Raw genomic sequence first — 7,602 nt, forward strand, 5'->3', positions numbered from 1 at the left:
GGGTGCCGGTCGTCATCCACTCGGCCACCAGCCGGCCGACGCCGGGGCCCTCCTTCACCCACACCGCGGCAGCCGACCACAGGCCCCTGACCTCCGCCGTCTCGCCGAGGATCGGCATGCCGTCCGGGGTCAGGGAGAGCAGTCCGTTGATCGCATAGCGGATCTCCGCACCCTCGGCGCCGAGCAGCTCGGGCATCAGCTCGTAGGCCTGCTCGAGCTGCGGGTCGAAGTCGTCCTCGGTGAAGGGCATCTCGGTCGGGGAGAGCTTGGCCTGCTCGATCGAGGGGATGTCCTCGGGCTCCATGAGGATCGCACGGTGGGCGTAGGAGCCGACCTCCATGTCGGCACCGTGCTGGCGCTCGTAGCAGAAGGTGTCCATGTCGCGCACGATCGGGATCGAGATCTCGCCCTCGAGGCCGGTCAGCTGCGGGCACGGGCCCACCGAGATCATCTGGTGCACGGCCGGGGTCAGCGGGATCGAGACACCCGCCATGTCGCCGATCTTGGGGCTCCACACGCCGCAGGCGATGACGACGGTCTCCGCCTCGATGGTGCCGCCGTCGGTGACCACGGCCGTGATGCGACCGTCCGTGACCGTCAGGTCGGTGACCTCGACGTTCGGGACGACGGTGAGCACCCCCTTCTCCAGCGCCCGCTCGCGCATGATCGTCCCCGCGCGCAGGGAGTCGACGACGCCGACGCCCGGCTGCCAGAAGGCGCCGATGATCTGGTCCTTGTCGAGGAAGGGCACCTTCTCCTCGACGAAGTCCGGGCTCACGAGCTCGGCCTCGATGCCCCACGCCTTCGCCGACGACATCCGCCGGCGCAGCTCCTCCATCCGCTCCTCGGTGCGCGCCACCTCGAAGCCACCGGACTGGGTGAAGACGCCCATCTCGTCGTACTGCCGGACCGAGTCGAGCGTGAGGTCGGTGATCTCCCGCGAGTGGTCGGTCAGGAAGATGAAGTTCGACGCGTGGCCCGTCGAGCCGCCGGGGTTGGGCAGCGGGCCCTTGTCGATCTGGACGATGTCGGTCCACCCGAGCCCGGCGAGGTGGTGGACCAGGCTGTTGCCGACGATGCCGGCGCCGATGACAACGCACCGAGCCCTTGAGGGGACGTCTGCCACGATGACTCCTTGTTGCGTATCACGCAATGCAATGCATAATAGGGAACGCTTGGTAGTGTGAGGCCGACTGCCCGTGCCGGTCAAGGAGTCTCGCTCCCCGACCGGCGCGGGTCAGCCGTGCGGGGGTCAGGTCAGGAGCCGAGCCAGGCGTCGACCTTGTCCTGGTTGTCGTCGATCCACTTCTGCGCCGCGTCGTCGGGGTCCATCCCGTCCTGGGCGATGTAGGTGGACACGAGGTTCTGGTCGTCGTTGGTCCAGTTGAAGTTCTTGATCAGGTCCACCGCGGGCGAACCGGAGTCGGCGAACTTCGTGGAGATGAGCTTGTTCAGCGCGTACGGCGGGTAGTCGCACGCCACCGTCGCCGGGTCCGCGTCGCACCCGTCGGTGTACGGCGGGAGGTCGACCTTGACCAGCTTCATCTCCGAGAAGAACCACTGGGGCTCGTAGAAGTAGGCCAGGAGCGGGGTCTTGTTCTCCTCTGCTGACTTGAAGCTCTGGATGAGCGCTGCCTCGCTGCCGCCGACCACGACCTTGTAGTTCAGGTTGAGGTTCTTGACCAGCGCCTCGTCGTTGGTGACGTAGGACGGGTCGCCGTCGAGCAGCTGGCCCTTGTCACCGGACTCGGAGGTCTTGAACATGTCGGCGTACTTGTTGAGGTTGTTCCAGTCGGTGATGTCGGGGTACTTCTCGGCCATCCACGGCGGCACGTACCAGCCGATGATCCCGTCGTTGCCCGTCAGCCCCGCGTCCTCGACGCTCTTCTGCTCGTCGATGTACTTCTTGACGAGGTCGGGGTGGCCCCAGTTCTCCACGATGGTGTCGATGGAGCCGTCGGCCATACCCTGCCAGCCGACCTCCTCCTTGACCTCGGGGTAGGTCACGTTGCAGCCGAGCTTCGTCTTGGCCACCATGCCGATCACGTGCGCGTTGGACACGTAGCCGGTCCACGGGTTCACGGCGATGCGGAGGTCCCCGCAGTCCTTCCCACCGCTCGAAGCGGTGTCGTCATTGCTGATGTCGCTTCCCCCACAGGCGGTCAGGCCGAGACCCACGACCGCAGCGAGGGCAACCAGCCGGGTACGGCGTAGTCGTCGTGCCATCTCTGTTCTTCCCCTCTTCCCCTCCGCGACCGTCGCGGAGGAAGTCAGTTCCCGTACCGCGCGGCGGCGTACCGCGCGATCCTGTCGAGCATCACGCCGAGCGCCGCGATCGCCACGCCCGCGCAGAGACCCTTGCCGAACAGCTGGTCCTGGCTGAACCCCGAGACGACGATGTAGCCGAGGCTGCCACCGCCGACCATGCCGCCGATGACGACCATGGAGAGCACGTAGAGCAGCCCCTGGTTGGTGGCCAGCACCAGCGACTCGCGCGCCATCGGCAGCTGGACCTTCGAGATCATCTGCCACCGCGTGCTGCCGGTCGCGCGCGCCGCCTCGACCGTGGTCGACGAGACCCCGCGAATGCCGTCGGCCACGAGCTTGGTGGCGATCGGCACGGCATAGGCGGTGGCCGCGATGATCGCGGTGAACCGTCCGGGCAGGAACAGCGCCAGCGCCGGCACGAGGTAGACGAACGGCGGGATCACCTGGAACGCGTCCAGGAACGGTCTGATCGCCAGGTCGGCCCGTCGGCTGCGTCCCATCGCGACCCCCAGCAGGACCGCGATCACCATGACCAGTGCGGTGGCGATCAGCGTCATCGAGAGGGTGACCATCGAGTCGTTCCAGAGCCCGGTGATCAGGATGACGCCCTCGCACACCGCGGTGATGACGGCCGGGCGCCAGCCGCCGAGTGCGTAGGCCACGGCGAGGAGGACCAGCGCCATCACCCACCAGGGCGACAGGGACAGCAGGTCCTGGAGCGGGTTGATGATCCACTCCGTGACGTGGTCCTTGATCCAGATCGTGTAGGTGTCGATCCCGCCGACGAGCCAGTCGGTGAACCTGTTGATCTGCTTGGTCAGCTCGGGTCCGCTGATCCACTTCAGGACCGGGGTGTCGGTGACGTCGGGGAACTCGGCATAGCGGAGCTGCTGGCGGGAGAGGAGCACGCACACGACCACGGGGATGAGAAGCAGGCTCTGGAGCATCCATCGTCCGGACGCCGTGAGCCGGGGCAGCCGCTGTCCTCGTCCGGCCTCCTCGGTGGCCCAGCGCGGCAGCCGCTCGAGCACCACACCGGTGAGCATCACGCTCATGCCGCTGGCGGAGGCGATGTTGGTCTTGCCCGTCGTCCGCTCGCTCGCCGCGGTGGTGGTGCGGTCGAGCATGATCGCCATGACCACGATGGCCAGGCCGGCGACGGACGCGGCGCCCACGTTGAGGACCTGCAGCGCGGAGACGACCGGCTTGCCCAGCCCGGGCCCGTTGACGAGCGCGGCGATGGTGGCCATCGACAGCGCGGCCATCATGCACTGGTTGATGCCGACCACGATGGTCCGCTTGGCCATGGGGAGCTGCACCTGGCGGAGCATCTGGGTCCCGGTGAGCCCCATCGACCGGGCCGCCTCGATGGTGGTGGCCGAGACCGTGCGGATGCCGTGCTCGGTGATCCGCACCATCGGCGGCAGCGCGTAGATGAGCGTGAGGATCACCGCGGTGGCTGGACCGATGCCGAAGAACAGGGCGAACGGCGCGAGGTAGCAGAAGGCGGGGAAGGTCTGCATCAGGTCGAGCACCGGCGTGATCGCCGTCGACACCGATTTGCTGCGCGCCATCCAGATGCCCACCGGCAGGCCGATGATGATGCAGATGGCGACGGAGATCCCGGTGATGATCAGGGTGTCCATGCTCTCCGACCACAGCCCCACCACGCCGAAGGAGAGCAGCGAGAGCGTGACCAGGACCGTCGACCGCAGACCTGCGAAGACGAAGGTGACCCAGGCGGCGATGGCCACCACGCCGAGCCAGCCGATCTCGGGGACCGGGCGCGGCAGGGCCGGGATGCTGACCAGCTTCTGGAAGAACTCGACGAGGGAGTTCAGGGCGTCGCCGATGGCGCCGAGGACGCCCCCGATGAACCAGTTGTCCTGCCCCTCGAGCTGGATCCAGTCGCGGGCGTCGTTGATCTTGCGCTGCAGCTCGGTCGTGTCCTGCAGCCCGAGCGCCTTGGTCCACTGGCCCTTGAACGCCGCGTAGCAGACGAGCCAGAAGACCAGGATGCCGACCAGCTTGATTCCGGTGCGCCGCGGCTTGCGCGGGTCGACGTAGGGCAGCTGCTCCTTGGTGACGGCGACCGCCGCGTCCTTGACGGCGGTGTCGCTCACGAGGCGTCCTCCTCCGCGACCACGACGCGCAGGATGTCCTCGTCGTCGACGACGCCCACCACCTTGTCCCCCTCGACCACGCGGCACGGACCGTGGTGGTCGAGCACCACCCGCGCGGCGTCGCGGACGATCTGGTCGGACTTGAGGACCGGTCCGTCGACCGGCACGTCGTCACCGCCGGCGGCCTCGGGGTCGCGCATGACCCACTTGAGGGTCAGCACGTGCGAGCGCGGGACGTCGCTGGTGAAGTCCTTGACGTAGTCGTCGGCCGGAGCGCCGACGACCTCGTCGGGCGTCCCGATCTGGATGATCTCGCCGTCGCGCATGATCAGGATCCGGTCACCGAGCTTGAGCGCCTCGGCGAGGTCGTGGGTGATGAAGACCATCGTCTTGCCGACCTCGTGGTGGAGCCGGATGACCTCGTTCTGCATGTCCCGCCTGATCAGCGGGTCCAGCGCCGAGAACGGCTCGTCGAACATCATGATGTCGGGGTCGGCGGCCAGCGCGCGGGCCAGGCCGACCCGCTGCTGCATGCCGCCGGAGAGCTGGTCGGGGAAGTTGTTCTCGTAGCCGGAGAGCCCCACCAGGTCGACCATCTCCTGCGCCCGGTTGCGCCGGTCGCTCCTGCCCTCGCCCCGCACCTCGAGCCCGAACGCCACGTTGTCGACCACCTTGCGGTGCGGGAGCAGGCCGAAGTGCTGGAAGACCATCGAGACCTTGCGACGGCGGGTGTCGAGCAACGCCCGGTCGGACATGGCGGTGATGTCCTCGCCGTACATCTCGACGGTGCCGGCCGTCGGCTCGATGAGGCGGGTCAGCAGCCGTACGAGCGTGGACTTGCCCGAGCCCGAGAGGCCCATCACCACGAAGACCTCACCGGGTGCGACGTCGAAGGACACGTCGCGGATGCCGACCACGTGCCCGGTCTTCTCCTGCAGCTCCTTGCGGGACAGCTGGGCGTCGGACGACTTCATGATCTTGTCGGCGCGGGGACCGAAGATCTTCCAGAGCCCCTGGACGTGGAGTGCGACGTCCTGGTCCCCCGTCCCGTTGGTGGAGGTCGCGGTGGCCGACTGGCTGGGTTCCACGGTGGCGGTCATGAGGTGTCCTCAGAGGTTGCGGCTGTCGCCTGGCGGGTAGAGCGGACTGCCGTCGCCGTGGCGGTACCACGGCACGTCAGCGGGTGGGAGCGGGGTGTTGCCCGCGATGAGGTCGGCCGCCTTCTCGGCCACCATCATCACCGGCGCGTAGATGTTGCCGTTGGTGACGAACGGGAAGACGGACGCGTCGACGACGCGCAGCCCCTCCAGCCCGTGCACGCGCATCGACGCGGGGTCGACGACGGACCGCTCCTCGACGCCCATGGCGGCCGTGCACGAGGGGTGCAGGGCGGTCTCGGCGTCGGCCCGCACCCAGTCGAGGATCTGGTCGTCGGTCTCCACCTCGCGCCCCGGCGAGAGCTCTCCGTCGTTGTACGGCGCGAACGCGGGCTGGTTGAGGATGTCGCGGGCGGTGTGGATCGCCTCCACCCACTCGCGCCGGTCGTTGGGCGTCGACAGGTAGTTGAACTGCATGCTCGGGTGGACCCTGGGGTCGGTCGAGCGGATCCGCACCCAGCCGCGCGTGTCGGCGTACATCGGGCCGATGTGGACCTGGTAGCCGTGGCCCTCGGTGGGCGAGGAGCCGTCGTAGCGGATCGCCACCGGCAGGAAGTGGAACATCAGGTTCGGGTAGGCGACGTCGTCGTTGCTGCGGGCGAAGCCGCCGCCCTCGAAGTGGTTGGTGGCGCCGAGACCGCGGCGGTGCACCAGCCACTGGTAGGCGATGCCCGGGCGCTTGCTCCACCTCAGTCCGGGCGCGATCGACACCGGGAGCTTGGAGGCGTACTGGACGTAGACCTCGAGGTGGTCCTGGAGGTTCTCACCGACGCCGGGCGAGTGGTGGACGACGTCGATGCCGAGCCGCTTGAGCAGGGACTCCTCACCCACCCCCGAGAGCTGGAGCAGCTGGGGGGTGTTGATCGCGCCGCCGCAGAGGATCACCTCGCCGGCGCCCACGCTGCGCTTCAACCGACCGCCGCGCACGTAGTCGACACCGACCGCCCGCTTCCCCTGGAACCGGACCTTCGTCACCATCGCCAGCGTCTGGACCTCGAGGTTGGGCCGCTTGCGGACGGGGTGGAGGTAGGCGCGCGCGGCGCTCAGCCGGCGACCGCGGTGCAGGTTGCGGTCGAACCGCGCGAAGCCCTCCTGGCGGTAGCCGTTGACGTCGTCGGTCAGCGGGTGGCCCGCCTCCTGCACGGCCTGGAAGAACGCCGCGAACAACGGGTTCTCCGCCGGCCCGCGCTCGAGCACCAGCGGGCCGTCGCCGCCGCGCCACTCGTCGGCGCCGGCCAGGCAGGTCTCCATCCGCTTGAAGTAGGGGAGGCAGTGGGCGTAGTCCCACTCCTTCATGCCCGGCTCGGCGGCCCAGCGCTCGTAGTCCATCGGGTTGCCCCGCTGGAAGATCATCCCGTTGATGCTGGAGGAGCCGCCGAGCACCTTGCCGCGCGCGTGCGCGATCCGCCGGCCGTTCATGTGCGGCTCCGGGTCGGTCTCGTAGCGCCAGTCGTAGAGGCGGCTGCCGATCGGGAATGGCAGCGCGGCCGGCATGTGCACGAACGGGTCGATCTTCCAGTCCGAGTGGCCGGCCTCCAGCACCAGCACGCTGGTGGCGCCGTCGGCGGAGAGCCGGTTGGCGAGCGCGCACCCGGCCGAGCCGCCGCCGACGATCACCACGTCGTACCGGTCCCTGGCCATCGCGCTCCTCCCTCAGCCCTGGAACCAGCGCTGCTCGGCCGGACGGATGTTGTGCCAGACGTGCTTGGTCTCGCGGTACTCGGCCAGCCCGTCCATCCCGAGCTCGCGCCCGATGCCCGACTGCTTGTAGCCGCCCCACTCGGCCTGCGCGACGTAGGGGTGGTAGTCGTTGATCCAGACCGTGCCCATCCGCAGCCGGCCGGCGACCCGCTCGGCCTTGCCCGCGTCGTTGGTCCACACCGCGCCGGCGAGGCCGTAGATGCTGTCGTTGGCGATCGCGACCGCCTCGTCCTCGGTGCGGAAGGTCTCGACGGTGAGCACGGGTCCGAAGGACTCGTCCTGGGTCACCGACATCGCGCTGGTGCACCGGTCCAGCACGGTGGGCAGGTAGTAGAACCCGTCCGCGAGGTCGG

Annotated in this window: 6 protein-coding genes; all 6 read right to left on the minus strand. The window is 68.7% G+C overall.

Features of this window, described 5'->3' with window-relative positions; genetic code table 11:
* The coding region (locus tag VFV89_RS01450) for an FAD-binding oxidoreductase (RefSeq protein ID WP_329704111.1) at positions 1 to 1,126 on the minus strand (1,126 nt) is incomplete at its 3' end.
* Between the two features lie 131 nt (positions 1,127 to 1,257).
* A complete protein-coding gene (locus VFV89_RS01455; protein WP_329704112.1) occupies positions 1,258 to 2,226 on the minus strand; it encodes an ABC transporter substrate-binding protein in 969 nt (322 codons plus the stop codon).
* 44 nt (positions 2,227 to 2,270) lie between these two features.
* A complete protein-coding gene (locus VFV89_RS01460) occupies positions 2,271 to 4,391 on the minus strand; it encodes an ABC transporter permease (RefSeq protein WP_329704113.1) in 2,121 nt (706 codons plus the stop codon).
* Entirely contained in the window at positions 4,388 to 5,491 is a 1,104-nt protein-coding gene (locus VFV89_RS01465; protein ID WP_329704114.1) for a betaine/proline/choline family ABC transporter ATP-binding protein, read from the minus strand. Before VFV89_RS01465 ends, VFV89_RS01460 begins: the two co-directional genes overlap by 4 nt.
* Positions 5,492 to 5,500: 9 nt before the next feature.
* Complete coding sequence (gene betA, locus VFV89_RS01470) at positions 5,501 to 7,189, minus strand: choline dehydrogenase (RefSeq protein WP_329704115.1); 1,689 nt, start codon at positions 7,187 to 7,189, stop codon at positions 5,501 to 5,503.
* A gap of 12 nt (positions 7,190 to 7,201) precedes the next feature.
* A partial coding sequence (locus tag VFV89_RS01475) for an aldehyde dehydrogenase family protein (RefSeq protein ID WP_329704116.1) occupies positions 7,202 to 7,602 on the minus strand: 401 nt, incomplete at its 5' end.

It is taken from the genome of Nocardioides sp. (assembly GCF_036274455.1).
GTDB lineage: Bacteria > Actinomycetota > Actinomycetes > Propionibacteriales > Nocardioidaceae > Nocardioides.

What these genes read in the sequence shown, in the direction of transcription:
- VFV89_RS01455 (WP_329704112.1), bottom strand. Translation starts at nt 2,226, where the DNA reads ATGGCACGACGACTACGCCGTACCCGGCTGGTTGCCCTCGCTGCGGTC.
- VFV89_RS01465 (WP_329704114.1), bottom strand. Translation starts at nt 5,491, where the DNA reads ATGACCGCCACCGTGGAACCCAGCCAGTCGGCCACCGCGACCTCCACC.
- betA (WP_329704115.1), bottom strand. Translation starts at nt 7,189, where the DNA reads ATGGCCAGGGACCGGTACGACGTGGTGATCGTCGGCGGCGGCTCGGCC.